Origin of the sequence: Bradyrhizobium sp. IC4059, assembly GCF_020193615.1 — a bacterium.
In the GTDB taxonomy this organism is placed as follows: domain Bacteria; phylum Pseudomonadota; class Alphaproteobacteria; order Rhizobiales; family Xanthobacteraceae; genus Bradyrhizobium; species Bradyrhizobium yuanmingense.
In genome coordinates, this window is sequence record NZ_JADYVH010000005.1 from 300575 (window position 1) to 326194 (window position 25620).

General features: G+C 63.7%; 25 protein-coding genes, 2 tRNA genes and 1 pseudogene. 10 read left to right on the plus strand and 18 right to left on the minus strand.

Going from position 1 to position 25620, the window contains the following annotated elements:
• The first annotated feature begins 19 nt into the window (after nucleotides 1–19).
• Nucleotides 20–382 carry a hypothetical protein gene (locus I6F12_RS17960; protein ID WP_225156938.1) on the plus strand — a complete coding sequence of 121 codons (363 nt, stop codon included), beginning with the start codon at nucleotides 20–22 and terminating at the stop codon, nucleotides 380–382.
• A 193-nt stretch (nucleotides 383–575) separates the two neighbouring features.
• Nucleotides 576–652: transfer RNA gene (locus I6F12_RS17965), tRNA-Val, on the plus strand.
• Nucleotides 653–772: 120 nt separating this feature from the next.
• On the opposite strand, the gene I6F12_RS17970 is transcribed toward I6F12_RS17965, so the two are convergent.
• The 3 genes from I6F12_RS17970 to clpX form a co-directional block, all read right to left on the minus strand.
• Nucleotides 773–1177 (minus strand): GFA family protein, encoded by a 405-nt coding sequence (locus tag I6F12_RS17970; RefSeq protein WP_225156939.1) that lies wholly within the window; start codon nucleotides 1175–1177, stop codon nucleotides 773–775.
• A gap of 72 nt (nucleotides 1178–1249) precedes the next feature.
• On the minus strand, nucleotides 1250–3673 hold the full coding sequence (lon, locus tag I6F12_RS17975) for an endopeptidase La (RefSeq protein WP_036010279.1): 2424 nt from the start codon (nucleotides 3671–3673) through the stop codon (nucleotides 1250–1252).
• A 320-nt stretch (nucleotides 3674–3993) separates the two neighbouring features.
• Nucleotides 3994–5265, minus strand: coding sequence for an ATP-dependent Clp protease ATP-binding subunit ClpX (clpX, locus tag I6F12_RS17980; protein WP_008547851.1), 1272 nt, complete (start codon nucleotides 5263–5265; stop codon nucleotides 3994–3996).
• Between the two features lie 182 nt (nucleotides 5266–5447).
• On the opposite strand from clpX, the gene I6F12_RS17985 reads away from it, so the two are divergent.
• Nucleotides 5448–5654 carry a hypothetical protein gene (locus I6F12_RS17985; RefSeq protein WP_128265601.1) on the plus strand — a complete coding sequence of 69 codons (207 nt, stop codon included), beginning with the start codon at nucleotides 5448–5450 and terminating at the stop codon, nucleotides 5652–5654.
• Nucleotides 5655–5716: 62 nt separating this feature from the next.
• Here I6F12_RS17985 and I6F12_RS17990 read toward each other — a convergent pair whose 3' ends face one another.
• The 3 genes from I6F12_RS17990 to I6F12_RS18000 form a co-directional block, all read right to left on the minus strand.
• The gene (locus tag I6F12_RS17990; RefSeq protein WP_025036638.1) at nucleotides 5717–6352 is read right to left on the minus strand and encodes an ATP-dependent Clp protease proteolytic subunit; all 636 of its coding nucleotides are present in this window, start codon (nucleotides 6350–6352) and stop codon (nucleotides 5717–5719) included.
• 281 nt (nucleotides 6353–6633) lie between these two features.
• Entirely contained in the window at nucleotides 6634–7995 is a 1362-nt protein-coding gene (gene tig / locus I6F12_RS17995; RefSeq protein WP_036025380.1) for a trigger factor, read from the minus strand.
• Nucleotides 7996–8170: 175 nt separating this feature from the next.
• Nucleotides 8171–8255 (minus strand) — tRNA-Leu (locus tag I6F12_RS18000).
• Between the two features lie 154 nt (nucleotides 8256–8409).
• Here I6F12_RS18000 and I6F12_RS18005 point away from each other — a divergent pair.
• A complete protein-coding gene (locus tag I6F12_RS18005) occupies nucleotides 8410–9711 on the plus strand; it encodes a multicopper oxidase domain-containing protein (protein WP_225156940.1) in 1302 nt (433 codons plus the stop codon).
• Nucleotides 9712–9715: 4 nt separating this feature from the next.
• On the opposite strand, the gene I6F12_RS18010 is transcribed toward I6F12_RS18005, so the two are convergent.
• A complete protein-coding gene (locus tag I6F12_RS18010) occupies nucleotides 9716–11215 on the minus strand; it encodes an NAD(P)H-hydrate dehydratase (RefSeq protein WP_225156941.1) in 1500 nt (499 codons plus the stop codon).
• A gap of 381 nt (nucleotides 11216–11596) precedes the next feature.
• On the opposite strand from I6F12_RS18010, the gene I6F12_RS18015 reads away from it, so the two are divergent.
• Complete coding sequence (locus tag I6F12_RS18015) at nucleotides 11597–11935, plus strand: P-II family nitrogen regulator (protein WP_007603495.1); 339 nt, start codon at nucleotides 11597–11599, stop codon at nucleotides 11933–11935.
• 153 nt (nucleotides 11936–12088) lie between these two features.
• Nucleotides 12089–13498 carry a type I glutamate--ammonia ligase gene (glnA, locus tag I6F12_RS18020; RefSeq protein ID WP_036010292.1) on the plus strand — a complete coding sequence of 470 codons (1410 nt, stop codon included), beginning with the start codon at nucleotides 12089–12091 and terminating at the stop codon, nucleotides 13496–13498.
• 156 nt (nucleotides 13499–13654) lie between these two features.
• Here the strand turns inward: glnA and I6F12_RS18025 are convergent, their stop codons facing one another.
• Together I6F12_RS18025 and I6F12_RS18030 are read right to left on the minus strand one after the other, a co-directional pair.
• A complete protein-coding gene (locus I6F12_RS18025; protein WP_225156942.1) occupies nucleotides 13655–14416 on the minus strand; it encodes a slipin family protein in 762 nt (253 codons plus the stop codon).
• On the minus strand, nucleotides 14413–15795 hold the full coding sequence (locus tag I6F12_RS18030; protein ID WP_225156943.1) for a nodulation protein NfeD: 1383 nt from the start codon (nucleotides 15793–15795) through the stop codon (nucleotides 14413–14415). The genes I6F12_RS18025 and I6F12_RS18030 overlap by 4 nt, the downstream gene beginning before the upstream one ends.
• Nucleotides 15796–15986: 191 nt before the next feature.
• Between I6F12_RS18030 and I6F12_RS18035 the strand changes: the two genes are divergently transcribed.
• The gene (locus I6F12_RS18035; RefSeq protein WP_249786998.1) at nucleotides 15987–16217 is read left to right on the plus strand and encodes a hypothetical protein; all 231 of its coding nucleotides are present in this window, start codon (nucleotides 15987–15989) and stop codon (nucleotides 16215–16217) included.
• Nucleotides 16218–16451: 234 nt separating this feature from the next.
• On the opposite strand, the pseudogene I6F12_RS18040 reads toward I6F12_RS18035, so the two are convergent.
• The 3 genes and pseudogenes from I6F12_RS18040 to I6F12_RS18050 all read right to left on the minus strand — a co-directional run bounded on the left by I6F12_RS18040 (nucleotide 16452) and on the right by I6F12_RS18050 (nucleotide 18706).
• Nucleotides 16452–16985 (minus strand): annotated as a pseudogene (locus tag I6F12_RS18040) (transposase).
• A gap of 152 nt (nucleotides 16986–17137) precedes the next feature.
• On the minus strand, nucleotides 17138–17911 hold the full coding sequence (locus tag I6F12_RS18045) for a gamma-glutamyl-gamma-aminobutyrate hydrolase family protein (RefSeq protein ID WP_036025392.1): 774 nt from the start codon (nucleotides 17909–17911) through the stop codon (nucleotides 17138–17140).
• Nucleotides 17912–18001: 90 nt separating this feature from the next.
• Nucleotides 18002–18706 (minus strand): hypothetical protein, encoded by a 705-nt coding sequence (locus I6F12_RS18050; protein ID WP_225156944.1) that lies wholly within the window; start codon nucleotides 18704–18706, stop codon nucleotides 18002–18004.
• 350 nt (nucleotides 18707–19056) lie between these two features.
• On the opposite strand from I6F12_RS18050, the gene I6F12_RS18055 reads away from it, so the two are divergent.
• Nucleotides 19057–20208, plus strand: coding sequence for an AI-2E family transporter (locus I6F12_RS18055; RefSeq protein WP_225143271.1), 1152 nt, complete (start codon nucleotides 19057–19059; stop codon nucleotides 20206–20208).
• Nucleotides 20209–20290: 82 nt separating this feature from the next.
• On the opposite strand, the gene I6F12_RS18060 is transcribed toward I6F12_RS18055, so the two are convergent.
• The 6 genes from I6F12_RS18060 to I6F12_RS18085 all read right to left on the minus strand — a co-directional run bounded on the left by I6F12_RS18060 (nucleotide 20291) and on the right by I6F12_RS18085 (nucleotide 23968).
• The gene (locus I6F12_RS18060; RefSeq protein ID WP_025036647.1) at nucleotides 20291–20587 is read right to left on the minus strand and encodes an antibiotic biosynthesis monooxygenase family protein; all 297 of its coding nucleotides are present in this window, start codon (nucleotides 20585–20587) and stop codon (nucleotides 20291–20293) included.
• A gap of 101 nt (nucleotides 20588–20688) precedes the next feature.
• Nucleotides 20689–20925, minus strand: a complete 237-nt coding sequence (locus I6F12_RS18065; RefSeq protein WP_225156945.1) for a hypothetical protein — start codon at nucleotides 20923–20925, stop codon at nucleotides 20689–20691.
• 60 nt (nucleotides 20926–20985) lie between these two features.
• Complete coding sequence (locus I6F12_RS18070; protein WP_036010314.1) at nucleotides 20986–22206, minus strand: GGDEF domain-containing protein; 1221 nt, start codon at nucleotides 22204–22206, stop codon at nucleotides 20986–20988.
• A gap of 229 nt (nucleotides 22207–22435) precedes the next feature.
• Nucleotides 22436–22915: a 30S ribosomal protein S9 gene (rpsI, locus tag I6F12_RS18075; protein ID WP_018642439.1), complete on the minus strand. Its 480-nt coding sequence runs from the start codon at nucleotides 22913–22915 to the stop codon at nucleotides 22436–22438.
• A 1-nt stretch (nucleotide 22916) separates the two neighbouring features.
• The gene (gene rplM, locus I6F12_RS18080) at nucleotides 22917–23381 is read right to left on the minus strand and encodes a 50S ribosomal protein L13 (RefSeq protein WP_018642440.1); all 465 of its coding nucleotides are present in this window, start codon (nucleotides 23379–23381) and stop codon (nucleotides 22917–22919) included.
• Between the two features lie 158 nt (nucleotides 23382–23539).
• Entirely contained in the window at nucleotides 23540–23968 is a 429-nt protein-coding gene (locus I6F12_RS18085; RefSeq protein ID WP_024341189.1) for a PaaI family thioesterase, read from the minus strand.
• An 85-nt stretch (nucleotides 23969–24053) separates the two neighbouring features.
• Between I6F12_RS18085 and I6F12_RS18090 the strand changes: the two genes are divergently transcribed.
• Nucleotides 24054–24878, plus strand: a complete 825-nt coding sequence (locus I6F12_RS18090; RefSeq protein ID WP_036010319.1) for an enoyl-CoA hydratase — start codon at nucleotides 24054–24056, stop codon at nucleotides 24876–24878.
• Between the two features lie 26 nt (nucleotides 24879–24904).
• Entirely contained in the window at nucleotides 24905–25489 is a 585-nt protein-coding gene (locus I6F12_RS18095; protein WP_036010322.1) for a CoA-binding protein, read from the plus strand.
• Nucleotides 25490–25620: the final 131 nt, after the last annotated feature.

Below are 25620 nucleotides of genomic sequence, written 5' to 3' on the forward strand. Positions count from 1 at the left end.
TCCTCAAACTGGAAAAGGCATGACCATGCGCAGCTTCACGGCATCCGTCATCGTTGCAGCTCTCTCGCTGGGAACACCTGCCCTGGTGCAGGCACAGGGCGCATCATCGCAATCCGACACGGAGCAATCGTCGACGCAATCCAGCACGGTGATCCGGAGCATACAGGTTGTGGACGTCAAGGAACTGCAGCCGGCCGTGCGCGCGAAGGTCGATGAACTCGTGGCGCATACGAGCGAGACGGACATCCAGTCGCTTCGGCAGTCCATCGACGCCACACCGCAGGCCGCCTCCGTGCTCAAGGCCAAGGGCTTGAGCTCGGCACAAGTCGTCGCGATCAACATCGTGGACGGTGTCCTGACCATGTTCACCAAGACAGCCTGACACCCGCAGCATGATCGCTGGCTCCTCGGCCTTACGTCGAGATCGCGCTGCGAGAAAGATTGCCCTGCAGCGGACCTGCTGCAGGGTTGGCCGTGTCCGGCATGAAAGCTCTCACCGGGCCGGCAATTGCAGCCGGGTCGGGCGCGCTCGGCCCTTGCTTCGGCCCCCGCCGGGGCGCTAAAGAGGCGCCATTGGGCGGTTAGCTCAGCTGGTTAGAGCATCTCGTTTACACCGAGAGGGTCCGCGGTTCGAATCCGTGACCGCCCACCAGCCTTCGCTCGCTTCGCGAGCTACGGCTCGGCAAGCCAGCACAGCAAGGTCGTAAGCGCGAAGCGATCGAAGGTTGCCGCGCCGAAGCCCAACGGCGAAGGCGGGCTCGGCCAGCCAACTTCAATCCTGCGGCCGCCCCGGCAGCAGCGGCACGGCGTCGATCCACACCGCTGCCGATTGGCACCAGATCTGCCTCACCGGCCGCAGCGCATGGCGCTGGCGGATCGAGCCCCAGCGGATGCCCCAATCGTCGGCCTGGTCGCCCTCGCCGCTGGTGAACAGCGGGGAACCGCAATCGGCACAGAAATGCTGAAAGCGTATCCGGCCGTTGTCGCCGCGCTTGCCGTAGATTTTGGGCGAGCCACGGGTCAGGCGGACATCGGCCTTGGTGCAGATGGCCGTCACGCGGAACGGCGAGCCGGTCAGCGTCTGGCAATCGGTGCAGTGACAGACCGAGACTGCCTCCGGATCGACCTCGGCCTCGAACGCGACCTTCCCGCAATGGCATTGCCCATCGACGTGCATTGCCTCCTCCCCTTCCCCAAACAAAAACGGCGCCCGAAGGCGCCGTTTTATCATCATTTTCGAGCTGCGATCTCAGTGAGCGGTCAGGCCGCCGGCGGCTTCATCGCCGTCCGGCTTTACCGTCACCTTGGTGTCCTCTTCCCAGACGATCGGCGTAGGCTTCTTCACCAGCGCCTTGGCGACGACGTCATCGAGGCGCGAGACCGGGATGATCTCCATGCCGCCCTTGATCGCATCGGAAATCTCCGTGAGATCCTTGGCGTTGTCCTCGGGGATCAGCACCGTCTTGATGCCGCCGCGGGCCGCAGCCAGCAGCTTCTCCTTGAGGCCGCCGATCGGCAGCACGCGGCCGCGCAGCGTGATCTCGCCGGTCATCGCGACATCATGGCGGACCGGGATGCCGGTCATGACCGAGATGATCGCGGTGGCCATCGCAACACCTGCGGACGGGCCATCCTTCGGCGTCGCCCCTTCCGGCACGTGCACGTGGATGTCGCGCTTGTCGAACAGCGGCGGCTCGACGCCGTAGTTGATCGCTCGCGAGCGGACGTAGGACGCCGCCGCGGAGATCGACTCCTTCATGACGTCGCGCAGATTGCCCGTGACCGTCATCTTGCCCTTGCCGGGCATCATGACGCCTTCGATCGTCAGCAGCTCGCCGCCGACATCGGTCCAGGCAAGGCCGGTGACGATACCGACCTGCGGCTCGCTCTCGATCTCGCCGAAGCGGTACTTCGGCACGCCGAGCAACTCTTCCAGAGTCTTCTCGGTGACCTTGACCGACTTCTTCTTGGAGATCATCAGCTCCTTCACCGCCTTGCGGGCCAGTGTAGAGAGCTCACGCTCCAGGTTACGCACGCCCGCTTCGCGGGTGTAGCGGCGGATCAGAAGCAGCAGCGCCTCGTCGTCGATCGAGAACTCCTTGGAGTCCAGGCCATGCTTGGACACCGCGTTCGGGATCAGGTGCTTGCGCGAGATCTCGACCTTCTCGTTCTCGGTGTAGCCCGCGATCCGGATGATCTCCATGCGGTCCATCAGGGGCCCCGGAATATTGAGCGTATTCGCGGTGGTGATGAACATTACGTTGGACAGATCGTAGTCGACCTCGAGATAGTGGTCGTTGAAGGTCCCGTTCTGCTCGGGGTCGAGAACCTCGAGCAGCGCCGAGGACGGATCGCCGCGGAAATCGGCGCCCATCTTGTCGATCTCGTCCAAGAGGAACAGCGGATTGGACGACTTCGCCTTGCGCATCGACTGGATGATCTTGCCGGGCATCGAGCCGATATAGGTGCGGCGGTGACCGCGGATCTCGGCCTCGTCGCGCACGCCGCCGAGCGAGACGCGCACGAACTCGCGCCCCGTCGCCTTCGCGATCGACTTGCCGAGCGAGGTCTTGCCGACGCCGGGAGGCCCGACCAGGCACAGGATCGGCCCCGTCAGCTTGTTGGCGCGCGACTGCACCGCGAGGTACTCGACGATACGCTCCTTGACCTTCTCCAGCCCATAGTGATCGGAGTCCAGGATGGCTTGCGCCTGCTCCAGGTCCTTCTTCACCTTGGACTTCTTGTTCCACGGGATCGACAGCAGCCAATCCAGATAGTTGCGCACGACGGTCGCTTCCGCGGACATCGGCGACATCTGGCGCAGCTTCTTCAATTCATGCTGCGCCTTCTCGCGCGCTTCCTTGGAGAGCTTGGTCTTCGAGATCTTCTCTTCGAGATCGGCGAGCTCGTCGCGACCGTCGTCGTCGCCGAGTTCCTTCTGGATCGCCTTCATCTGCTCGTTGAGATAGTACTCGCGCTGGGTCTTCTCCATCTGGCGCTTGACGCGGGACCGGATGCGCTTTTCGACCTGCAGCACCGAGATCTCGCTCTCCATCAGACCCAGCACCTTCTCCAGGCGCGTGGTGACCGACAGCGTCTCCAGTATGCCCTGGCGATCTGCGATCTTGACCGCGAGATGCGAGGCGACCGTATCGGCGAGCTTGGCGAAATCGGTGATCGCCTGCACGACGCCGACGACCTCGGCCGAGATCTTCTTGTTGAGCTTCACATAGCTCTCGAAGTCGGACACGACCGAGCGCGCCAGCGCTTCCGCCTCGACCGATTTCGCGTCGGTGTCCGCAAGCGCGACGGCGGTCGCCTCATAATAGTCGGCGCGGTCGGTGTACTTCGCCACGCGCGCACGCTCGAGCCCTTCGACCAGCACCTTCACGGTGCCATCGGGAAGCTTCAGGAGCTGCAGCACGCTGGCAAGCGTACCGGTCTCGTAAATCGCATCAGGCGCCGGATCATCGTCGGACGCGTTCTTCTGCGTCGCGAGCATGATCAGCGCGTCGTTCTTCATCACCTCTTCGAGTGCGCGGATCGACTTCTCGCGACCGACGAAGAGCGGAACGATCATGTGCGGGAAGACGACGATGTCGCGCAGCGGCAGCACGGGATAGGCGTGTGCTTCGCCATGAACGATTGTTGGCCGGGGTTTTGGATTGGTCATGGCCTTTTCCTTTTGCTTTGCCCCCTTGCACGCAGCCCGCGATCATGCGCAACCGCCACAAGGTGCCGAGGTGATCCGCAGAACCGGTCGGTCCTCTACAAGTTGGACCGGCTCGCCGGAACGGAACTGAGGCGAATCTTGAAGAGAATTTTCGCTCGCCGCCGACATTAGGTGGCTATCGACCCGGGGGGTGTCAAGTCATTGAAAAACGCGCGCCATCAGGCGCTTACGCAACGCGGCAAGCGACGCAACGCCGGCTGCGGAACCACGGCTCCGCAGCCAACTCGAGGAGACGATTGGAGCTTTCCAGCGCCGTCAGATCAGGCGCTGGCGTTCTCGACCGCGCGATCGGACCGATCGGCATAGATGTAGAGCGGACGCGCCGTGCCTTCCACGACTTCGCGGGAAATCACGACTTCTTCCACACCTTCCAGGCCCGGCAGGTCGAACATGGTCTCGAGCAGGATCGCCTCGAGGATCGAACGCAGGCCTCGCGCGCCGGTCTTGCGCTCGATCGCCTTGCGGGCGACCGCGCCAAGCGCCTCGTCGGCGAAGGTCAGCTCGATGTTCTCCATCTCGAACAGCCGCTGGTACTGTTTCACCAGCGCGTTCTTCGGCTCCGTCAGGATCTTCTTCAGCGAGGTCTCGTCGAGATCCTCGAGCGTCGCCACGACCGGCAGACGACCGACGAACTCGGGGATGAGGCCGTACTTCAGGAGGTCCTCAGGCTCGACGTGACGGAAGATCTCGCCGGTCCGGCGATCCTCCGGCGCGAGCACCTGGGCGCCGAAGCCGATCGAGGTCGACCGACCGCGCGCCGAGATGATCTTCTCGAGGCCGGCAAAGGCGCCGCCGCAGATGAACAGGATGTTGGTGGTATCCACCTGCAGGAACTCCTGCTGCGGATGCTTGCGGCCGCCCTGCGGCGGGACCGAAGCCACCGTGCCTTCCATGATCTTGAGCAGCGCCTGCTGCACGCCCTCACCCGACACGTCGCGCGTGATCGAGGGGTTGTCGGACTTGCGGCTGATCTTGTCGATTTCGTCGATGTAGACGATGCCGCGCTGGGCGCGCTCGACGTTGTAGTCGGCGGCCTGGAGCAGCTTCAGGATGATGTTCTCGACGTCCTCGCCGACATAGCCGGCTTCGGTCAGCGTCGTCGCATCGGCCATCGTGAACGGCACGTCCAGGATGCGGGCGAGCGTCTGCGCGAGCAGCGTCTTGCCCGAGCCGGTCGGACCGATCAGCAGGATGTTCGACTTCGCGAGCTCGACGTCGTTGTGCTTGGTCTGATGGTTGAGGCGCTTGTAGTGGTTGTGCACCGCGACCGACAGGACCTTCTTCGCATGGCTCTGGCCGATGACGTAATCGTCCAGCACCTTGCAGATTTCCTTCGGCGTCGGAATACCGTCGCGCGACTTGACCAGCGAGGATTTGTTCTCCTCGCGGATGATGTCCATGCAGAGCTCGACGCACTCGTCGCAGATGAAGACCGTGGGACCCGCGATCAGTTTGCGGACTTCGTGCTGGCTCTTGCCGCAGAACGAGCAATATAGCGTGTTCTTGGAGTCGCTCGTGCCGACCTTACTCATTCATGTCTCCGTCCGCGGTTCGATCCCGTTCCGCTCGATCGCTCCATTCCGACACGATGGTCGGCATGAAGCTTAAGTAGAGCAAATTCCGTACCAAAAAAGACCCTACGCTTTACTACATTCCGTGCGAATCACGGTGGCTCGATTCTCCCGCGATCATAGCCGATCGATCGTAGCCAACCATGCTGTCACCCGACTATCAAGAATTCGCTAATCGGGGGTCGCCGGCTACCCGTGACAATACCGTGATTTCCGGTCTTGGCACGGGCGAAGTGATGGAAAACACCCCGGCGTTGCTGGATTGCCACGAAAAACAAGCACGAAAGCGGAACTTTCTGCTTGTCGCAGGGCGCAAAACCGCGTTTTGCGCCGCGCGCACGCGCACCTAACGTGAACGCTGCCCTGACGGGTCCACGGCAAACCGAGGGCTCGTCGTGACGCCTCAGTAGTGCTACGGGGCCTTCGCCGGCGCCGGCTCCTCGGCGCGCTTGTCGATCACCTTGTCGACCAGGCCGAACTCCTTGGCATCGTTCGCAGTGAGGAACTTATCGCGTTCCAGCGCATCCTCGATCGACTTGTAGGTCTGGCCGGTGTGCTTGACGTAGATCTCGTTGAGCCGCTTTTTCAGGTTCAGGATCTCCTGGGCGTGCAGCATGATGTCGGTTGCCTGGCCCTGGAAGCCGCCGGAGGGCTGGTGCACCATGATGCGCGCGTTCGGCAGCGAGAAGCGCATGTCCTTCTCGCCGGCGCAAAGCAGCAGCGAGCCCATCGAAGCCGCCTGACCGGTGCACAGGGTCGAGACCGGCGGGCGGATGAACTGCATGGTGTCGTAGATCGCAAGGCCCGACGTCACCACGCCGCCCGGCGAGTTGATGTACATCGAGATTTCCTTCTTCGGATTTTCCGCCTCGAGGAACAAGAGCTGCGCGACGATCAGCGTCGACATGCCGTCCTCGACCGGGCCGGTCACGAAGATAATGCGCTCCTTCAAGAGGCGCGAGAAAATGTCGTAGGCGCGCTCGCCACGGTTGGTCTGCTCGACCACCATGGGCACGAGGTTCATGTAGGTTTCAACCGGATCGCGCATGAGTCACCTAGGGTTTCGGAGACGGACATCGCCGGGCTGGCTTGCCAGCTTGGCTGGATTTGCCGGAAGGCGAATGGACGTCCTGTGATGCAGGAACTTGGGTAAGAAGCAGAAAGGCGTAGCGACAGATATAGCCCATTTCGCTTCTGACAAGTGCGCAGCGCATTAAGGCTTAATCCGTGGGGCAGTTGAAGCTGATTCGCACAAAGAGGCCCAGCCGGCCACCTGGCTAGCTGGGCCTCTTCGCTCATCATCCTTAATAGCGGGCTATCTCAAACCCTTCAGGCCGCGGTCTTTTCCGCGTCGTCGTCCTTGTAGAGGTCCTCGCGCGAAACCTTCTTCTCGGTCACGTTGGCGAGCTCGAGAATGAAGTCGACCACCTTGTCCTCGTAGATCGGCGCACGAAGCTGGGCCAACGCCTGGGCATTGTTGCGGTAGAAGTCCCAGACCTCCTTTTCGCGGCCGGGCATCGAGCGCGCGCGCTCGATCACGGCGCGGCCGACCTCGTCGTCGGTCACGGTGATCTTGTTCTTCTCGCCGATCTCGGAGAGCACCAGGCCAAGCCGCACGCGGCGATCGGCGATCTTGCGATACTCCTCCTTTGCCTTGTCCTCGGTGGTGTCCTCGTCGGCAAAGGTCTTGCCGGCGGAGTCCATCTCGGCCTTGACCGAGTTCCACATCAGGCTGAACTCCTCGTCCACCAGCGAGGGCGGCGCCTCGAAGCGATGCGCCTCGTCGAGGCGGTCGAGCAGCGCGCGCTTGACGCGCTGGCGCGTGGCGGTGGCGAACTCGGCAACGAGGCGCTCGCGCGCGGCCTCTTTGAGCTTGTCCAGCGATTCCAGGCCGAGCGACTTGGCGAACTCGTCGTCGATCGCAAGGTCCTGCGGCGCCTCGATCAGGGTCGCGGTGGTCTCGAACTCGGCCGGCTGCCCGGCGAGCTTGTCGTTCATGTAGTTCTTCGGGAACGACACCTTCAGCGTGCGCGTCTCGCCTGCGCCGATGCCGATGAGCTGCTCCTCGAAGCCCGGAATGAAGGTGTTGGAGCCGATCAGGACCTGGATGCCCTCGCCGGTGCCGCCTTCGAAGATTTCGCCGTTGATGCGGCCCGTGAAGTTGATGGTAACGCGGTCGCCCGACTCAGCCTTGGTGCCCTCGCCCTTGGCGGCATAGGTGCGGTTGGAATCGGCAATGCGCTTGATCGCCTCGTCGACATCGGCGTCGGTGACATCAGCAACTGGCTTCTCGACCTGGAAGCTCTTGAAGTCGGCGAGCGCGATCGCCGGCACTACTTCGATGGCGACCGTGTAGGTCAAATCCGTCTTGCCGCTCAGCAGTTCCTCGACCTCGGCCTGTTCGCTCGGCATGGTGATTTTCGGCTCGGTCGCAAGGCGAAAGCCGCGCTCGGAGAACAGCTGCGTGTTGGTGTCGCGGATGGTCTGGTCGATGGTCTCGGCCATGACCGAGCGACCATAGACCTTCTTCAGGTGCGCGACCGGCACCTTGCCCGGACGGAAGCCGTTGATACGGACCTTGTCCTTGAGGTCGACGAGCTTGGCGCCGGCCTTGGCGTCGAGATCAGACGCGGGAACGCTGATCTTGAACTCGTGCTTCAAACCTTCCGAGAGGGTTTCTGTGACCTGCATGGCGTCCAATCTTCTTTTCGTTCGGCCCCGGCACGTCGCGCGTCGGGACGCTGTCGTTAATCGATCCGGCGCGAGGCAAACGCCTCCACGCCGGTGGTTCATCGGACCCGCTTCCTGACGGACGATCATCCGCGCGGAAGCAGGCCTCGTAATCCGTGCAAACGCGATAAGCGCTTGGTGCGGGCGGAGGGACTCGAACCCCCACAACTTTCGTCACTGGAACCTAAATCCAGCGCGTCTACCAGTTCCGCCACGCCCGCGTGAATTCGCATCAAGACCGGCCGCGATGCCGCGGGCGGCCGGGCTTATAGCATGTGCCTGACTGTTCGCAGCAAAAAAATGGCCTGATGGAGGCAAGCTTCAAGTAGGCACTGCGGCTGGACTTATCCAGCACGGCGTGGTCCGGATCGTGCCATGACAACGCGGATCCATGCTCCCCATCGGCGCGAGGTTTTGGCCGGCTTAGGGGCCTCGGCAGCCGGGCTGATCGTGGGCGGTGCAGGCCCATCCGTCACGGCCCAGCTCGCGCTGCAGGCGAGACCGGCAACGCTGGCTTTGAGACCGGGTCAGCCGGCTACACCAATCTGGGAGCTGGCCACCGTAAGCCACCTCAGAGACGTGCGTCTCAAGCGTTTCGACCGCTGCCAGGTGGTCTTCAGCAACAACCTCCCTGTGCCGATTGCGCCAGTCTGGTACAGCCTCCACGCGCCGATGGCCGCCGACCCGCTCCGCGGCCGCGCCCCGGCAGCGCCGGATGCGACAGAAACATCAATTATTTCAGTGCCTAATGCAGGCACCCTGCTGGCCGACTTCCGCCTCTTCGAGCACCGCCTGCAGCAGCCCGCACGCGCGCTTCCGATCATCGTGGCCGAAACCGGCCCGGTCGCCGTCGATCGTGATGAGCTCCTGCTGATCCAGGAATGGCGCCTGCGGCCGGATGGCACCGCGGTCCCGCCGGGCCAGGACCCGAAGGACACGACGCCGCTTTACACAATCAACGGCAAGACTTCATTCGAACTCTCAGCTTCGGCGGGCGAGCGGCTGCGGCTACGCTTCATCAACGGCTCGCAACGCTCTGTTCTCGCAATCAAATTGGAAAACCACGAAGTCCGTGTGATGGCCCTCGACGGCCAGCCGGCCGAGCCGTTCCCCGCGCGCAACGGCGCGTTGGTGCTGGCCCCGGGTGCGCGGACCGACGCTTTCGTGGATGCGGCCAGTTCGGCCCCGTTTATGCTGCATGACGGCAAGGCGGTGCGCCAGGTCGGACACCTGACTGTCTCCGGGAAGCTGGAGCGCGCTCCGCTGCCGCCGCCGCAGCCGCTCCCGCCGAATGATCTGCCCGAGAAGCTCGATCTACGAGCCGCCCTGCGGTTCGATGTCGCGCTCGGTACGGCCGATGCCGGCTGGGCACGGCCCGCGACCTTCTCCACCGCCTCCGCCCCTGCCTTCCGCGCCAAGACCGACCGCACCGTGGTGCTGGCGCTGCAGAACCCCGCCCCGGTCACCACCGTGTTTCACCTGCACGGCCACCATTTCCGGCTGCTCGACAAGCTCGACGACGGCTGGAAGCCCTATTGGCTCGACACGCTCGCGATCGAGCCTGGCCAGACCCAGCGCATCGCGTTCGCCGCGACCTCGCCCGGACGCTGGCTGATCGAATCCGTCGTGACCGACTGGGCCGCGCCGCGGCTGGTGCGCTGGTACGGGGTGGAGTGAACGTTCAGTATTCGATGCCCAGCGCGTCATAGATCCGCCGGTGCACGGCCGGCAGCGTCTCGGTCAGATCCTCCGCGATCAGGCCCGGCCCAGCTTCGCTTCCCGCCTCGCCATGCATCCAGACGCCGATGCTGGCGGCCTCGAACGCCGGCACGCCTTGCGCCAGGAGCCCGGCGATGATCCCGGACAGCACGTCGCCGGCGCCGGCCGTGGCGAGCCAGGGCGGCGCATTGGCGGCGATGGTGGCGCGGCCGTCGGGGGCGGCGATTGTGGTGTCCGGGCCCTTCAGCAGCACGACGGCGCCGCAGCGCTCGGCGGCGGCGCGGACGCGCTCGAGCTTGGAGCGGCCGGGATGCTTGTTGCTGAGGTCGGAGAACAGGCGCGGAAACTCGCCTTCGTGCGGGGTCAGCACCACCGCATTGTCCTGCGAGGACTTGATCGATTCGAACAGGCGCTCGGGGGTTGCGGCAAAGCTGGTCAGCGCATCCGCATCGAGCACCAGATGCCGCTGCGCGGTAAGAGCGGTGTGGACGAGATCGCAGGTGCGCTCACCGATGCCCGCACCGGGGCCGATGATGCAGGTGTTGTAGCGTTTGTCGCCGAGCAGCTCGCCGAACTCGATCGCGCTGTCGACGGGGCGAACCATCACCGCGGTGAGCGCGGCAGCATTGATTGCGAGCGCATCGCGCGGGCTCGCCAGCGTCACGAGGCCCGCGCCGGCGCGCAGCGCGCCGCGCGCGGCGAGCCGTGCCGCGCCGGTCGCGGCTGCATCGCCCGAGACCGCGAGCACGTGACCGCGCGCATATTTGTGGCCATCGATGCGCGGCACCGGAAAGGCCGCGCCCCAGAGATCCGGATCGTTCTCGAAGGTCTGCGGCGCGATCTCCTCCAGCACCTGCGCATCGATGCCGATGTCGGCAACGCGCACGCGGCCGCAATGCATGCGCCCGGGCAACAGCAGATGTGCCGGCTTCTTTCGGAAGAAGGTGACGGTCTCGGTGGCGTTCACCGCCACGCCCATCACGGCCGCGCTGGTGCCGTTGATGCCGCTCGGCAGGTCGACCGCCAGCACCGGGGCACCGTTGGCGTTGATCGCCTCGATCATGGCGCGCGCTTCGCCATCCACGGTGCGGCTGAGGCCGGCGCCGAACAGCGCATCGATGATCAGCGCAGGCCTGCCGATCGCCTGCGGGTTGAACGGCAGCACCGGGTGCTTCCAGCCGCGCGCGGCCGAGGCGGCATCGCCCTGGAGCTGGTCCCGCTCGCACATCAGGATCACCGAAACCTCGCGCCCCTGCGCGGCGAGCTCGGCCGCGGCCACGAAACCGTCCCCGCCATTGTTGCCGGGGCCGGCGACGATCAGGATCGGCCCCTCCTCCACCAGCGCATGGGCGGCCTCGGCGACCGCCTGGCCGGCGCTGAGCATCAGCTTGAAACCGGGCGTGCCGGCCGCGATGGCAAGCTGGTCGGCGCGCTGCATTTCGGCGTTGGTCAGAACTTCCATGCCACTTCCTAGTACAAACGCCTCTTGAACAGGCATCTTTTGCGCCGATCCGGCGGTGGGAACGTCGAAATGCACATATATTGAACCGTTTGCCTATTTTGCGGTCTTCGGTATTTTGTGCAGGTCGGCACCATCACTCAGAGATGCTCGTTAAAAGGCTGATAACGCTCCGATAATCAGGGCATTTGCAACTTGGCATAGACCCTGCTTTCGAGGAAGCCGCTTCGGTTCGTCGTGCTCACTGACATCTTGAAGGGCGTGGCCGGCCGTTGTTGCCGGACGGGTCAGGGATCCCGGCACAGAGAAGACAAGATCGTGCGTTGAGAAATGCGCGTCCTGACGAAGACGTTGCTATTGGATCGAAAGGCCGGGAGTCGCGCAGTGAAGAAAATCGAAGCCATCATCAAGCCATTCAAGCTCGACGAGGTGAAGGAAGCGCTTCAAGAAGTCGGTCTGCAGGGCATCACCGTCACCGAGGCCAAGGGCTTTGGCCGGCAGAAGGGTCACGCCGAACTTTACCGCGGCGCAGAATACATCGTCGACTTCCTGCCGAAGGTCAAAATCGAGATCGTGATCGGCGACGATCTGGTCGAGCGCGCCATCGACGCGATCCGCCGCGCCGCGCAGACCGGCCGCATCGGCGACGGCAAGATTTTCGTCTCCAACATCGAAGAGGCGATCCGCATCCGAACCGGCGAATCCGGGCTGGACGCTATCTGAACCGGGTGCTATCCCGCATTTTGCGACACTCTGACAAGAAATAAGGCTGCTTCGGCGGCCTGATTTCGTTTGTGCGGTCGCGCGCGAACTCGCCAAAAGCGAGAACAATCTTGCTCACCTGGAAACCGACCCGCAGAGCCATAAGGGGTATGCATGAAGACCGCCAAAGACGTCCTGAAATCGATCAAGGACAACGACGTGAAGTACGTCGACCTGCGCTTCACCGATCCGCGCGGCAAGTGGCAGCACGTCACGTTCGACGTCAGCATGATCGATGAAGACATCTTCGCCGAAGGGACGATGTTCGACGGCTCCTCGATTGCCGGCTGGAAGGCGATCAACGAGTCCGACATGTGCCTGATGCCCGATCCGGTGACCGCGACGATCGACCCGTTCTTCGCCGAGACCACCATGGTCATCACCTGCGACGTGCTCGAGCCGACCACCGGCGAGCCCTACAACCGCGACCCCCGCGGCATCGCCAAGAAGGCCGAGGCGATGGTGAAGTCGATGGGCGTGGGCGACGCCGTGTTCGTCGGCCCCGAAGCCGAGTTCTTCGTGTTCGACGACGTGCGCTTCTCCTCCACCCCCTACAACACCGGTTTCCGCCTCGACTCCTCGGAGCTGCCGACCAACTCCGACACCGAATATGAAGGCGGCAATCTCGGCCACCGCGTCCGCACCAAGGGCGGCTATTTCCCGGTGCCGCCGCAGGACTCGGTGCAGGACATGCGCTCGGAGATGCTGGGCGCCATGGCCAAGATGGGCGTCAAGGTCGAGAAGCATCACCACGAGGTCGCTTCCGCCCAGCACGAGCTCGGCATGAAGTTCGACACGCTGACGCTGATGGCCGACCACATCCAGATCTACAAATACTGCATCCACCAGGTCGCGCACATCTACGGCAAGACCGCCACCTTCATGCCGAAGCCGGTCTACGGAGACAACGGCTCGGGCATGCACGTGCACCAGTCGATCTGGAAGGACGGCAAGCCGGTGTTTGCCGGCAACAAGTACGCCGACCTGTCGGAGACCTGCCTCCACTATATCGGCGGCATCATCAAGCACGCCAAGGCGATCAACGCCTTCACTAACCCGTCGACCAACTCCTACAAGCGTCTGGTCCCGGGCTATGAGGCCCCCGTGCTGCTCGCCTATTCCGCGCGCAACCGCTCGGCGTCGTGCCGCATCCCCTACACCGCCTCGCCGAAGGCCAAGCGCGTCGAGGTGCGCTTCCCCGATCCGCTCGCCAATCCCTATCTCGGCTTCGCCGCGATGCTGATGGCCGGCCTCGACGGCATCAAGAACAAGATGGATCCGGGTCCGGCGATGGACAAGGACCTCTACGATTTGCCGAAGGAAGAGCTGAAGCAGATCCCGACCGTGTGCGGCTCGCTTCGCGAGGCGCTCGAAAACCTCGACAAGGACCGCGCCTTCCTCAAGGCCGGCGGCGTGTTCGACGACGACTTCATCGACGCCTATATCGAGCTGAAGATGACCGAGGTCGAGCGCTTCGAGATGACCCCGCACCCGGTCGAGTTCGACATGTACTATTCGGGCTAAGCGGTCCGAACTATCCGCGACAAGCAAAAGGCGCTTCCGGAAGGAGGCGCCTTTTCGTTTGAGGAGGCTCGACAGCTACCACGTCGCCGTGAACGCCCGCTGCAGCTCGGTCGGAGCCGTGGCGCCCGCTCGCGATCAGCACCTCGCCGCCTTCTGTTACGGGTTGTTTGGTCGCGGCATCAAATGGTCGAGCAGGCCGGTGGGGAGCGGAAACACCACGGTTGACGAGCGTTCACCGGCGATGTCGTGCAGAGCCGCGAAGTAACGCAGCTGCATTGCCTGAGGCTCCTGCGCCAGGATCCGGCCGGCTTCGACGAGCTTTTCGGCGGCCTGCTGCTCGCCCATCGCATTGATCACCTTGGCTCGCCGCAAGCGCTCCGCCTCAGCCTGTTTGGCGATCGCGCGAACCATGGTTTCGTTGATATCGACGTCCTTGATCTCTATGCCGGTGACCTTGATGCCCCAGACGTCAGTCTGCTTGTCGAGAATCTCCTGGATATCGGCGTTCAACCTGTCGCGCTCGGCAAGCATCTCGTCGAGCTCATGCTTGCCGAGCACCGAACGCAACGTGGTCTGGGCGAGCTGGCTGGTCGCCGCCATGTAGTCGCCGACCTTGATGATGGCGCCTTCGGGATCGACGATGCGGAAGTACAGGACGGCGTTGACCTTGACGGAGACGTTGTCCCGCGAAATCACGTCCTGCGGCGGCACCACCTGCACCATCACCCGCAGATCGACCTTGACGAGTTGCTGCACGATCGGGATGAGGAGTATCAGGCCCGGGCCCTTCACACCGGTAAAGCGGCCGAGCGTGAAGACGACGCCGCGCTCGTATTCGCGCAGGATTCGAATGGCCTGGGATAGAAACACGATGACAAGCAGCGCAAGCGCCGCATACGTCAGATATTCCAGCGTCATGATGTACCTCCCTCGCCTGTCCTGGCGGGTGTGCGGCGTATCAGCAGCGTCAGGTCGACGACATTGGCGACCTCCACCGTCTCTCCGGGCTTGAAGGTTTCGGCGCCGCGCGCCTGCCAACGCTCACCATGGGCGAAGACATGACCTTCGTTCCCGTTCCAGTCGAGAACCTCGGCGGGTAAGCCGCGCATGGCCTGTGCGCCGACCAGCGCAGGAGCTTTGCGGGCGCGCCGAAGTGAGCCAAGCACGATCAAAGCAAAGCCGCTGAACACGACCGCAGTGGTGCCGATCACCCACCAGGACAGTTGGTATCCAGGCGCCTCGCTCCTGAAGAGCATCATTGCTCCCAGCACGAAAGCGATGATCCCGCCGAAGCCGACCACCACGGTCGGGTTGAAAGCTTCGACGGTGAGAAGCACGAGTCCCACCAGCATCAGGGCGAGGCCGGCATAGTTGATCGGCAGCAAATTGAGCGCGTAGAGGCCGATCAGCAGGCAGATCGCGCCGATAACTCCGGGGGCGACGGCTCCGGGAGACATGAACTCGAAGATCAGGCCGTAGATGCCGACCATCAGGAGAATGAACGCCACGTTCGGGTTGGTGATGACCGCCAGGAACCGGGATATCCGTCCGGGCTCGATGGCTTCAATGACAGCATCCTTTGTTGCGAGGCGTTGCGTCCTGCCGCCTGCGAGCTCCACCACACGGCCATCAACCTGCCGCAGCAATTCAGCCTGATCGCGCGCGACGAGATCGATGGCATGTGCCTCCAGCGCGCCGTTGGCGGAGAGTGTTGCGGCCTCGCGGACCGCCCTCTCCGCCCACTCCGCATTGCGGTTGCGCAGCTCGGCGAGGCTTCGAATGAAGGCGACGGCATCGTTCGTGGCCTTCGCCGTCATCGCGTCCTTCGGCTCATCCTTCTTGTCTTTGCCATCCTTGTCGGGTGTGCCGCTCGGCAGGCCCGGCAGCGGCCCGCCAATCTGGACCGGCGTCGCTGCACCGATGTTGGTACCTGGTGCCATCGCCGCGATGTGGGTCGCGTAAAGGATATAGGTCCCCGCACTCGCCGCGTGGGCGCCGGAGGGAGCGACGTAGCCAATGACAGGGACGGGCGAGGCGAGCACATCCGCGATGATCTCGCGCATGCTGGAATTGAGCCCGCCGGGCGTGTTCATCCTCAGAAGCACGACCTCGGCGCGCCGTTCGCTCGCCATGGCCAAAGCCTCCCGGACGTAGCTGGCTGACGCCGGGCCAATCGCCCCGTCGATCGAAACAACAAGGGCTACGCGCTTGCTCTCCTCCGCTGAGCTGGGAAGGAGGCAGCAGCTCAAAGCCACGACGGTGATCGCCGCAACGAGGGCCGCCTTCATGGTCTGCACGGCACGGGCTCCCTTGCAGAGCATATGGTAATTCTTCTCATGAACCTCAATGCTGCGCTTGGAGATCAACATTGCGATTGTGCAACGCAATGGGAATGCCCATGCAGGATTGCCGAGGCGCTCGGCCTCGGCGAGCGTACGTTGAACCGAAAATTCCAGGACTCACGCACGAGCCGCCGCAATCCTTCATCATGCGCAGCCGTGTCGAGCACGCGCGCACCCTGCTGGAATCGACGACGCAGCCGATGAAGACCATCGCGCGCGCTGCCGGCTATGAGGATGAGAGCAGCTTCCGCAAGCTGACACTGATGTCACGCAATCCTATCGCGCGCGACGGATGGAGCGGGCGGTGTGAGGCTGGTGCCGGTGGCATGACCGATGGACGCAGTCCGGTCGCGGCGCTCTCGCTGGGCACAGCCTGAGCGCATCTACGATTTAACACGGTAGAGAAATCCTGCGCCACGGAGCGGCCATCAGCTTTCGTTCTGCATCTGACTCCAATTCGTTCTCAAAGAACAAATCAGAGCCGCAAAAACCAGGACGGAGCAATTCCTACTGATTGGTTTACTCCGTCGGAAATTCGGGATGCACCTTGGATAAACAGTCCTCGTAGGGCGGATTAGCCGAAGGCGTAATCCGCCTACTGCGTGCGACGCTCACGCACGTTCGCCAAAGTTACCATCCGCGTTGCTATCTCCTGCCCAATCCGCCGGAAACAGTCCGGCCTCGACATCTCGGTGAAATGACGAATGCGGCCAATCCAACACGCGGGTCACATATCCGTGCTTGACTGGGTTGATGTAGCAATACTCGATATGGCGTGCATAGTCGGTTTCGTCGCGGATGAGGTGCTCCCAGAACCGGTTCTGCCATACGCCACGCTCCCGTCTTGCGATCTGTACAGCGGTTAAAGGCTCTGTCTTCGGCAGGGACTTCGCGAAGCGCATTTTGATCAATCTCCACCGCATCGAAAAGTCGGCATCGCCGCGGGGAAGCGTCCAGACCGCATGAAGGTGGTCCGTAAGCACGACAAACGCATCGATAGTGAACGAATAGTCCCGACGGGTCGCTGCAACGGCCGCGCGCAGCGCTGCGATGTGCTCGACGAGCAGCCGCTGCCTACGATCATGAAGATTGACCGTGAAGAATCAGCAGCCACCTGGAACAAATGCACGGCGGTAGTTCGGCATTGCAGCTGCCCCATGAACTAAAGATGGCGGATTACGCCTTCGGCTAATCCGCCCTACTCAGTCCAAGCCGAGTGCGCAACGTGGCAGAAGCTGGATTCCCGGCTCTGCGCCGCAACGCTCCGCGTTGCAGCTGGTCCGGGACACGACCGCGGCTACGCCTCCGCCTTCTGCCTTGTCACCAGCGCCTCGCCAAAGGCCTCGAACAGCTTGCGGTTGATCGGATTGTGCTGCGGGTCGTACTCCGCGTGCCATTGCACGCCGAGGGCAAAGCTCGGGGCTTCCGCGATGCGGATCGCCTCGATGGTGCCGTCCTCGGCGATGCCTTCGATCAGCACGCGCTTGCCGGGATCGAGAATGCCCTGTCCGTGCAGCGAATTGACCCGGATCTTCTCGCAGCCGAGAATCGTGGCGAAGGCGCCGCCGGGCGTCAGCTCGACGTCGTGGCGGTCGGCGAACACCACGGTCGGATCGGGATGGATCTCGCCGTTCTCGAGCCGGGGCATGCGGTGGTTCATGCGGCCGGGGATCTCGCGGATCTCGGGATGCAGCGAGCCGCCGAAGGCGACGTTCATCTCCTGCAGGCCGCGGCAAATGCCGAACAGCGGAATGCCGCGGGCGACGCAGGCGACCGACAGGGCCAGCGCAACTTCGTCGCGGTGGATGTCGTAGGGTTCGTGCTTCTCGCAGGGATCGACGTTGAAGCGGGTTGGGTGAACGTTGGCCCGGGCCCCGGTCAGGATGATGCCGTCGACGGTATCGAGCAGCGCCGGGATATCCGTGATGTCGGGGGCTCCAGCGAACATCAACGGCAAGCCGCCGGAGACTTCGGCCACGGCGCGCAGGTTTCGCTCGCCAACCATCTGGACCTGAAATCGATTCTCGACGCGATAGGAATTTCCGATCACGCCGACGACCGGCTTTCTCATCTGTCGTTCCGCGCCTCCCGATAAGAAGATTCCCCAAAGATGCCCCTCCGATGGAACAAATTCAACAGAGGGGATCGCGGGACGGCAATGCTATTTTCGCGCAAATGCCTCCCGGGCGTCCAACCCGCCCTCCACGGGCAGACCCGCGGCCCTCAGCGCAATTGCCGCTGTCTCGCCCGGCGCGGTCAGCCAGGGAAGCTTGGCCTCGATTCCGCGCGTCACGGGCTCCCCGAGCACGCCTCCGAAGTCGATCGGCCAGAACCCGTTGGGCACCACCTCGGCGGAGAAGCCGCGGATCGCATAGCCCTCGCCCAGGATTGCCTCTGCCTTGTCGCTGGCGACAAGGCGCGCGGTGTTGGGATCCCCGAGATCGCCAAAGCTCACGAGCACGGGGATGAGCTCCCCTTGCACCGGGACAACGCCGGACTGCCGGCTCATGTCCTTGAACGACACCCGGTTGCCGCGCGCGGCGCCATAGGCGCGGAGCGCCACATAGTTGATGTCGTCGAGGTCGAGCTTGGCGCCCTGCTGGTGCGCCAGCAAGACCACGATGTTCTTGCCTTGGCCGAGATCGACGAACACGGCCTCCCCGCGCGTCGTGGTGCGGCCGCTGCGGTTATAGTTGCGATCGGGCACGACAGCGAGAATGGCCGACCCGGTCTTGATCCCGGCGGGCGTCGTCACCTCGACCGTTAGGCGGTATTTGTGGTCCGGCCGGTTGATCCGGATCTGGTCGCCGCCGACGAGCAAAGCCAACAGCCCGAGCAGACCGGCCCACTTGCTGATAACGCCCAAGCGCTCCTCACTTCCTTTTCGCCACCGCTCTGCACCGTTCGCGCGGCAGCGTCAAACCGGCGCGTTGCCGCTCTTGATCGCGGGGCTATCGGGGCTTTTCCCTGCAGTCATCCTTCGAGACGCCCGCTTTAGGCGGGCTCCTCAGGATGAGGGCGGAGTGCGTGGCTACAGTTTCAACAGGCACTGATCCAGATTAGCCTCATCCTGAGGAGGCGCGTAAGCGCCGTCTCGAAGGACGAGGCGTGCGCGCAGGCCTCCGCCAAAAGTGATCTGCGATAGCCCTGCTCTTGATCGGAAGCGTGTTTGTCGAAAGAGTGCTCCCATTGCAGCCACCAAAGACAGGATACGATGTGACCTTTCCCGCAGATGAACGATCTCGCTCCCGTGCCGACCTCGCGCGGGATCAGGCCTGGGCGATCGCGGCCGGAGGCATCGGCGTCGTTCTGTTCACCGCGCTGCTCGCCTTCACCTGGTATTTTGCCGCCACCCTGCTGCTGATCTTCACCGGCATGCTGCTCGGCCTCGGTCTCAACGCTCTGGTCAATGCGCTCGGCCGCCGGGTCCAGCTGCCTCACACGATCCGGCTTGCAATCGTCTGCGTTGCGCTCGCTTTGCTGCTCGCGGGCGTCGCCTATCTCGGCGGCGCCACCATTGCCGAACAGGCCTCGCTGCTGAGCAAGACCATCAAGTCGCAGATCACCAATGTCAGGTCCCTGCTCGAGAGCCACGGCATCGACACCAGCTTCTTCGACCTCGGCAACGCTGCCTCGGACCCCGCCGCCAACACCTCCTCGGAGGCAACGCCCGCGCCGGCAACGCCTTCGCGCGCTCCGCTGCCCAGTGCCGGCACGCTCGCCTCCAGCGGCGGGGCGATCGTGAGCCAGACCCTCAAGCTGCTGCTCGGCACCATTCACGGCGTCGGCAACATCTTCATCGTGCTGTTCCTGGGCCTGGCCTTCGCCGCCCAGCCCAGCGTCTATCATGACGGCCTGCTGTTCCTGGCACCGGCGCGGCACTGTACCCGTTTCGCCATCGTCATCGACCGTATCGCTGAAACGCTCGAGCGCTGGCTGATCGCCCAGATCATCGTCATGATCGCGGTCGGTGTCGTAACCTGGATCGGACTTGCCGTCATCGGCATCCCCGGCGCGTTCATCCTAGGAATCCAGGCGGGCCTGCTCGCCTTCATCCCCACGGTGGGAGCCATCATCGCCGGCGTCATCGTGGTGTTGGCGAGCCTCGCCTCCGGCTGGATCCCCGCTTTGTCGGCATTTCTGCTGTTCATGGGCGTGCACGCCATGGAAAGCTACGTGCTGACGCCGATCCTGCAGCGCCAGGCACTCGACATCCCGCCGGCCACGCTGTTCGCGTTCCAGATCCTGCTGGGCGTCGTGTTCGGCATCTGGGGCCTGGCGCTGGCGCTCCCGCTGGTCGCGATCGCCAAGGTCATGATCGACCATGTCAAGACCTACGAGGCGTCGCCTCTCGCGGAGGCGGCCTAGAGCATGATCCGGACCCGGAGGACCGCGTTAGCGGAAAGTGTGGAGCGGTTTTCCGATAAGATCATGCTCCCGAGATAAAGCCTCAGGTCGTCAGCACGGTCTCGGTGTGCTCGACCTCGGGAGGCGCGGCAAAATACTGGCCGACCAGGCCGCGCCATTCCGTGAAATTCTCCGAGCCGCGGAAGTCCACAGTGTGGTTCTCCAGCGTCGCCCATTTCACCATCAGCCGGTAACGCTGCGGCTTCTCGATCGACTTGTGCAGCTCGAAGCCGTGAAAGCCCTTGGAGCGGCCGAAAGCGGCCTTGGCCTTGGCAACGGCGGCCTCAAAATCCTTCTCGCTGCCCGGCTTGACGTCAATTTGCGCGATCTCGGTGATCATCGGCTTTCCACCCTTTTTGTTGATGGCCGTGTCTACCGCAGATGGCGACAAAGAAAAAGGCGCTGAAGCGGCGCCCTGCCCGGTCTGGAAATGCAGGCCTGTCAGGCGAACAGCAGGACCGTGCCCGCGACCATCAGCGCACAACCCGCGAACAACACGAACGGCCAGTAGCTGCGTTGCTGCGTGTAGCGGCCTTGCGCACGACGCTCGGTGATCAGCGCGCTCTCGTATTCGTCCGCAGTGGAGAACAGACAGGCGAAACCGCCGCGGGCCGAGGCAGCTTCGGCTTCGAGCGACATCAGGGCGGCTTGCGGATTCCGTCGACGGATCGATTCCATGACCACGATGGTAGGGATCGAATGGTAAACAGAGATTTACCGCAAGCCCGCCCTGCATGCTCACGCGGTGACCGGACGCGCCTGCGATGCGCCGGTCCGCGCCGCGCTCTGGCGGCGCCAGTTCTCCAGCGACAGCGGCAGCTCCTCGGCCGCCTCGACGCGGTTGCGGCCGCCGCGCTTGGCCTGGTAGAGCGCGGTGTCCGCCGAGGCCAGCAGCACCTCCAGCTCGGTGCCGGCCGGACCTCCGGCAACGCCGATGCTGACGGTGGTATCGACCGGACCTTCGTCGACCACGACGCCGGAGGTCTCGAACGCCTCGCGCACGCGCTCGGCGACCAGCACGCCCTCCTCCAGTGAGCATGGCAATAGCGCGGCGAACTCCTCGCCGCCGATGCGGCCCGACAGGTCGGAGATGCGCAAATTGCTGACCACGACGGTGGAGAACAGCTTCAGCATCTCGTCGCCGGCGGGATGGCCGAAGCGGTCGTTGATCGATTTGAAATGGTCGATGTCGAAGATCATCACGGTCACCGGCCGCCCGGCCTTGGCCTCGCGCTCGATCACGCGCGCACAAGCCTCCGAGAAGCCGCGCCGGTTGAGCATGCCGGTCAAGGGATCGGTCGATGCCGCCGTCCGGTGCGCGGTGACGGTGCGTTCCGACACCAGCATGAAGATCACGAACACGGTACCGACGGCATAGAGTATGAGCTCGACCGCGAACACGGTGACCCAGATGCTCGAGGAGAAGCCGGCATCATGCGGGCGCAGGAAGCTGCCGATCAGGATCGGCAGCATCAACACGCAGCCGTGCATCACCGGCATCACGAAGGCGGGCCAGCGCCGTTGCACGCTCTTGCGCCGTTCGGTCCAGAGCTCGCTCGCCGTCAGGGCCGCGTACACCGAGACGATGCCGGCACCGACGAGCATGCGCAGCATCGATGAAGCGGGATCGAGCAGCGTCGCAGCCGCGACCCAGGCGAGCGCGCCGAGCACGAGCCCCGGCCAGTTCGGGTTGCGGCCGTGGAAGACGCGCGCTGCGTTCCAGACCATGCCGCAGGCGACGAAACCGACCGCGTTCAGTGCGAGGTAAATGTGCGGCCCCAGCCTGTCGCCCGCCGCGGTCCATAGTGCGACGGATGCGGCACCGAGCAGATAGGCGGTGCCCCACCATTTCAGCGCCGGGCTGTTCTCCTGCTTGCCGAAAAACACCATCATGGCGCCGAGCAGTGCGGCGACCATGGTGGCGACCAAATAGAGCGTGATGCTATCGAGCGACATCATGTCGGCCCCCTCTAGAACATAGCAGTTACGCGATCGGCCCAGCCGATTTGCGCGCCCTTCCGAAGGCGACGCTAGGTCTCGCGGGTTCCATTCAGGTTTTCGCCGGTCCCTAAGTTTTCAGGAAACACGCCATCAATTTGCATACAAACGAACAACAAAAAGGGCGCTGAAATCAGCGCCCTTTTGCATCTCATTGAAGCCGCTTTCGCGGCGAATGCGACAAAAGCGATTAACGCTTCGAGAACTGGAAGGACCGGCGGGCCTTGGCCTTGCCGTACTTCTTGCGCTCGACCACGCGCGAGTCGCGGGTGAGGAAGCCGCCCTTCTTGAGCACGGAGCGCAGCTCCGGCTCGAAATAGGTGAGCGCCTTGGAGATGCCGTGACGGACCGCGCCGGCCTGGCCGGACAGGCCGCCGCCGGCGACGGTGCAGATCACGTCGTACTGGCCCGAACGCTGGGCCACGGAGAACGGCTGCTCGATCATCATGCGCAGCACGGGACGGGCGAAATAGACCTCGACCTCGCGCGAGTTGACGGTGACCTTGCCGGCGCCCGGCTTGATCCAGACGCGGGCGACCGCGTCCTTGCGCTTGCCGGTGGCGTAAGCGCGGTTGAACTTGTCGACCTTCTTCTCGTGCTTGGGCGCCTCGGGCGCGGCCGCCGTCTTGAGCTGCGAGAGCTGGTCGAGCGACTGAATGGATTCGGCCATGTTATGCGGCCCTCGTGTTCTTGCGGTTCAACTTGGCGATATCGATCTTCTCGGGCTGCTGCGCCTCGTGCGGATGATCGGCGCCGCCGTAGACACGGAGGTTACCCATCTGCACGCGGCCGAGCGGACCACGCGGGATCATGCGCTCGACGGCCTTCTCGAGCACGCGCTCGGGATGACGACCCTCGAGGATCTGGCGCGCGGTGCGCTCCTTGACATGGCCGACATAGCCGGTGTGCTTGTAGTAGGTCTTCTGCTCGCGCTTGCGACCGGTGAGGACCGCATGCTGCGCGTTGATGATGATGACGTTGTCGCCGCAATCGACGTGCGGGGTGTAGGTCGGGAGGTGCTTGCCGCGCAGGCGCATGGCGACGATGGTGGCGAGGCGGCCGACGACCAGACCCTTGGCGTCGATCAGCACCCACTTCTTCGTCACCTCAGCCGGCTTTGCCGAAAAGGTTTTCATGTCGGAGTTTCCGTGGACGGGAGATATCGGCGCGAACACCGCACCAGACTGCGCGCGGTTCTAGAGAAGAGCGGCGCAACGGTCAATGCCTCAGAGCCGAAAATAACTAAGCAAACTCAATAACTTAAAAATATGGTGCGATATTACCTGTAAAAAGCTCAAACGTTTGGAATGGAATAGGTCGAGGTGACATGGGCGATCGGATCGGGTGAGGTCCCGGACAAGAGGTTCACCTCCCCGACCGCAAGGCGCTTGCCGAGCTTGAGCAGCCGGGCCTCGGCCAGCACGTCCTGCCCGGGCTGGCCCTTGCGCAGGAAGTTGATGTTGAGATTGGTGGTGACGGCGAGCCCGATCGGCCCGATCGCGGACAGCAGCACCACGTACATCGCGAAATCCGCGAGCGCCATCAGCGTCGGCCCGGACACGGTTCCGCCGGGCCGCAACATCCGTTCGCTGTAGCGCTGGCGCAAGAGGCTGGTCTGGCCGTCCGCACTCTCGATCGTGATGTCGTCACCGCTGAAGGCCTGGGGAAACTCGTCACGGAGGAACCGCTCGAGCTCCGCCACGCTCATTTTCGCTAACGCCATGCCGTCCCCACCCTCGCTTCGCCTGCCCTGTTACATTAAGTTATCGGTGTGATCCAATTGCAATCATCTAGCGGAAGTCGCGTCAATGTCCGTTCAGGCCGCCCGCGCCCCCACCCCGCAACCGCCGATCCTGCTGCGCGAGATCGTCGGCAGCGTCGCCGTGCTCACGCTGAACCGACCAGCCGCGCGCAACAGCCTTTCCGAGGCGATGATCGGACAGCTGCATGCGAGCCTCAACGCAATCGCGGAAGACAAGCACATCCGCGCGGCCGTCATCGCGGCCAACGGCCCCGCTTTTTCCGCCGGCCACGACATAAAGGAACTGACCGCGCGCCGCACCGATCCGGATCGGGGTCGGGCTTATTTTGCGCAGATCATGACGGCCTGCAGCGCGATGATGCAGGCGGTCGTGCATCTGCCGAAGCCCGTGGTCGCGGCCGTCCAGGGCATCGCAACCGCCGCCGGCTGCCAGCTCGTCGCCAGCTGCGATCTTGCGATCGCATCGCACGAGGCGAAGTTCGCCACACCCGGCGTCGATATCGGCCTGTTCTGCTCGACCCCGATGGTGGCGCTGTCGCGCAACGTGCCGCGCAAACAGGCCATGGAGATGCTGCTGACGGGCGAGCCTGTCACGGCCGAGCGCGCCCGCGACATCGGGCTCGTCAACCGCGTCGTTCCCGCCGGCACCGAACTCGGCGCCGCGATCGAGCTCGCGCAACAGGTCGCGTTGAAATCCGCCTACACGATCAAGCTCGGCAAGGAGGCCTTCTACCGCCAGGCCGAGATGAGCCTTGCAGACGCCTATCGCTATGCCGCAGAGGTGATGACCGAGAACATGATGGCGCGCGACGCCGAGGAAGGCATCGGCGCCTTCATCGAGAAGCGCACGCCGACATGGCGGGATGAATGACCCCCGCCAACAAGAAAAGATAAGTGATGAACCACGACGCCTATCCCGACAATTACATCCGCGGCATCCTCAACAGCGTGAAATCGATCGCGATGGTCGGGGCCTCGCCGGTCAATGTGCGGCCGAGCTATTTCGCGTTCAAATACCTGATGCAGCGCGGCTATGACATGATCCCGGTCAATCCCGGCCATGTCGGCAAGGAGCTGCTCGGCAAGCCGTTCGTCGCATCACTGTCGGACATCGGCCGCCCCGTCGACATGGTCGACATCTTCCGCAACTCCAGCCACATCATGCCCGTCGTCGAGGAGGCGCTCACGCTCGACCCGCTGCCGAAGGTGATCTGGATGCAGCTCGGCGCGCGCGACGATGCGGCAGCCGCGAAAGCGGAATCAGTCGGGATCAAGGTGGTCATGAACCGCTGCCCCAAGATCGAATATGGCCGCCTGTCGTCAGAAATCTCCTGGATGGGCGTGAATTCGCGCACGCTCAGCTCCAAGCGCGCGCCGGCGCCGACGCAGGGCATGAGGCTGTCCCTCAATCGGATGAGTGTCGGCGGTGGCGACACCGCCGCATCGGATCGCGCTGCGAAGAACAAGAGCGAGCAAAGCTGACGCGATTGCGAAGGCTTCGTTTCGCAAACGCGACAATGCGCAGCACGATCGTTCCCAAAATGATTCCGATGTGACGCCGCGCCTTGACGGCGGGCACGGCGCCGATCAGCATGCCGCACGAATTTCAGGCC

Coding starts and splice junctions, on each gene's coding strand:
- I6F12_RS17960 (WP_225156938.1), top strand. CDS start 20: ATGACCATGCGCAGCTTCACGGCATCCGTCATCGTTGCAGCTCTCTCG.
- I6F12_RS17970 (WP_225156939.1), bottom strand. CDS start 1,177: ATGCACGTCGATGGGCAATGCCATTGCGGGAAGGTCGCGTTCGAGGCC.
- lon (WP_036010279.1), bottom strand. CDS start 3,673: ATGACCAATCCAAAACCCCGGCCAACAATCGTTCATGGCGAAGCACAC.
- clpX (WP_008547851.1), bottom strand. CDS start 5,265: ATGAGTAAGGTCGGCACGAGCGACTCCAAGAACACGCTATATTGCTCG.
- I6F12_RS17985 (WP_128265601.1), top strand. CDS start 5,448: ATGCTGTCACCCGACTATCAAGAATTCGCTAATCGGGGGTCGCCGGCT.
- I6F12_RS17990 (WP_025036638.1), bottom strand. CDS start 6,352: ATGCGCGATCCGGTTGAAACCTACATGAACCTCGTGCCCATGGTGGTC.
- tig (WP_036025380.1), bottom strand. CDS start 7,995: ATGCAGGTCACAGAAACCCTCTCGGAAGGTTTGAAGCACGAGTTCAAG.
- I6F12_RS18005 (WP_225156940.1), top strand. CDS start 8,410: ATGACAACGCGGATCCATGCTCCCCATCGGCGCGAGGTTTTGGCCGGC.
- I6F12_RS18010 (WP_225156941.1), bottom strand. CDS start 11,215: ATGGAAGTTCTGACCAACGCCGAAATGCAGCGCGCCGACCAGCTTGCC.
- glnA (WP_036010292.1), top strand. CDS start 12,089: ATGAAGACCGCCAAAGACGTCCTGAAATCGATCAAGGACAACGACGTG.
- I6F12_RS18025 (WP_225156942.1), bottom strand. CDS start 14,416: ATGACGCTGGAATATCTGACGTATGCGGCGCTTGCGCTGCTTGTCATC.
- I6F12_RS18035 (WP_249786998.1), top strand. CDS start 15,987: ATGCGCAGCCGTGTCGAGCACGCGCGCACCCTGCTGGAATCGACGACG.
- I6F12_RS18045 (WP_036025392.1), bottom strand. CDS start 17,911: ATGAGAAAGCCGGTCGTCGGCGTGATCGGAAATTCCTATCGCGTCGAG.
- I6F12_RS18060 (WP_025036647.1), bottom strand. CDS start 20,587: ATGATCACCGAGATCGCGCAAATTGACGTCAAGCCGGGCAGCGAGAAG.
- I6F12_RS18065 (WP_225156945.1), bottom strand. CDS start 20,925: ATGGAATCGATCCGTCGACGGAATCCGCAAGCCGCCCTGATGTCGCTC.
- I6F12_RS18070 (WP_036010314.1), bottom strand. CDS start 22,206: ATGATGTCGCTCGATAGCATCACGCTCTATTTGGTCGCCACCATGGTC.
- rpsI (WP_018642439.1), bottom strand. CDS start 22,915: ATGGCCGAATCCATTCAGTCGCTCGACCAGCTCTCGCAGCTCAAGACG.
- rplM (WP_018642440.1), bottom strand. CDS start 23,381: ATGAAAACCTTTTCGGCAAAGCCGGCTGAGGTGACGAAGAAGTGGGTG.
- I6F12_RS18085 (WP_024341189.1), bottom strand. CDS start 23,968: ATGGCGTTAGCGAAAATGAGCGTGGCGGAGCTCGAGCGGTTCCTCCGT.
- I6F12_RS18090 (WP_036010319.1), top strand. CDS start 24,054: ATGTCCGTTCAGGCCGCCCGCGCCCCCACCCCGCAACCGCCGATCCTG.
- I6F12_RS18095 (WP_036010322.1), top strand. CDS start 24,905: ATGAACCACGACGCCTATCCCGACAATTACATCCGCGGCATCCTCAAC.